At 43.2% G+C, this 2,125-nt stretch carries 3 protein-coding genes; all 3 read left to right on the forward strand.

Annotation, left to right across the window (positions count from 1 at the left end; all coding sequences use genetic code 11):
* A partial coding sequence (locus tag ABHN01_RS25190; RefSeq protein WP_429877818.1) for a carbohydrate ABC transporter permease occupies nucleotides 1–658 on the forward strand: 658 nt, incomplete at its 5' end.
* Nucleotides 655–1,500 carry a carbohydrate ABC transporter permease gene (locus tag ABHN01_RS25195; RefSeq protein ID WP_290400536.1) on the forward strand — a complete coding sequence of 282 codons (846 nt, stop codon included), beginning with the start codon at nucleotides 655–657 and terminating at the stop codon, nucleotides 1,498–1,500. The genes ABHN01_RS25190 and ABHN01_RS25195, both read left to right, overlap by 4 nt.
* Before the next feature lie 16 nt (nucleotides 1,501–1,516).
* Nucleotides 1,517–2,125: hypothetical protein (locus ABHN01_RS25200; RefSeq protein WP_429877819.1), on the forward strand; the 609-nt coding region annotated here is incomplete at its 3' end.

Raw genomic sequence — 2,125 nt, forward strand, 5'->3', positions numbered from 1 at the left:
CTTTGTGATCACCGTCCCTATGCTGATCACTCTTCCTTTATTTCTTGCCATTCTTGTGAACCGGACAATAAAAGGAATCACGCTCTTCCGTGTTATTTACTATCTCCCTGTGGTAACAGCGATGGTGGCCGTAGCCATAGTGTGGAAATACTTATATCATCCTACCGGTTTAATTAATGCAGCCCTTCATGGAATCGGATGGGACCACGCGAACATTAATTGGCTGTTAAATAAAAAAACGGCACTTCCAGCCGTTTCTATGCTGGAGGCTTGGAAGGCTGCGGGCTTTTATATGCTGATTTATTTAGCGGGCTTGCAGACGGTCTCTAAAGAGTTGATCGAAGCCGCGAAAATCGACGGGGCATCAAAAGTGAGGATTCTATGGCATGTATACTTACCCCAGCTGCGGCCTGTTTTTGCTGTAACCGTTGTTATGGCGACACTCGGAACTGTTCAAATGTTTACGAGCATTTATGTAATGACAGGTGGAGGTCCCCTGGACAGTACAATGTCTCTCCCGCTTTATATCTATCAAAAAGCGTTTGTTGAATTTGATATGGGCTACGCTACTGCTATGGGTATGGTCCTATGGCTGATCCTTATGGTCCTGACCATCATCAATTACAAGCTTTCAAGAGGGGGGCAATCGATACAATGATAAAAAGACCAAAAACAAACTGGATGAAAATTAGTAAACTCGCTCTCTTGTATTTGCTTTTAATTGGGGTCGCCTGCATCTTCATAGGACCATTTCTATGGCTTTTGTCTACTGCATTCAAGTCGAACAGTCAAGATGTATTCAGTTTTCCGCCAAGTTTTATACCAAAACCCGCCGTCATCGACCATTTTATAGAAGCGTGGACGGCAATTCCTTTTCCGCGTTACCTATTAAATTCCTTTCTATTAATCATCATCATGGTTCCGGCCCACATCTTTTTAACGGCGTTAACGGCCTATCCATTGGCCAGGATGAACTTCCCAGGCAGAAATTTTATCTTTTATGCCATTATTGCCACGATGTTTCTGCCGGAAGAAGGGAAACTTGTGCCTTTGTACATTATAGTAGAAAAACTGGGATTGGTAGATTCATGGTGGGGACTGATTTTACCGGGTCTCGTTGGAGGTTTTTCCATCTTTTTAATGAGGCAGTCCTATTTGGCCATTCCAAAAGAAATTGAGGAAGCTGCGATTATCGATGGTTGTGGCCCCTTTCGGGTATGGTGGAGTATCATTCTTCCATTAACAAGGCCGACACTTGCCGCTCTAAGTGTATTTGCGTTTATTTCTGTATGGAACTCATTCATGTGGCCTCTGATCATATTAAAGGATGATAGTTTATTCCCGATCTCCTTGGGCCTTGCATACTTATCCGGAACATTTGGCACCGATGTAAAAACGATGGCTGCAGGTGTGGTCATTTCCCTCGTACCCGTTATTATTTTTTACATTGCCATGCAGCGCCATTTTGTAAGCGGGCTGCAAGGGTCGATTAAAGGTTAAGGAGCATTGAAAACCAATGAAAACATTAACATGGAAACAAAAGCCGCTGAGGATCGTCGATTTTATTCCGCCTGGGCCAGAAGTTTATGAAAGGCTCGATCTTCAAGAGCAGTTTCGCATTCGGAAAAGCCTGGGCTTTAATTGTGAACACGTAGAAGTACACGATATTGCAGAAGGGGAGTCAGGCATAACATACTACCCATCTGATTGTGCTGTAGAAGTAAGAAAAAATATTTTGGAACAGATCGAAGCCGTGTACGAAAATCTGGAAATTAACCCTATTGTATACTTCAATGTTCATTGGCTTTCATCCTCGCTCGCTGTGCACCATCCTGACTATCAGCAGGTATTTCCTGACGGCCAGTCCATACCGAGTGCTTATGGATCGGGAACATATTCTTGCATAAATTCTCCTTTTCGCCAGTATGCCTTTCAAGTCATAAGAAATCTGGCAGCGTATAAAATAAAAGGGATTTTCCTGGACGGTCCCTTTTTCCGTATTGAGGGATGCTATTGCCAAAGCTGTAAACATGATTTCCAAACGGCTTTTCATTATGAACTTCCTGTGTGGGAAAAAGCAGGGCCACAAGAAAGAAAGGATTTATTTCGTTTTAAAAGGGAGTCC

Source organism: Fictibacillus sp. NRS-1165 (genome assembly GCF_050468105.1).
In the GTDB taxonomy this organism is placed as follows: Bacteria; Bacillota; Bacilli; order Bacillales; family Fictibacillaceae; genus Fictibacillus_C; species Fictibacillus_C terrinigri.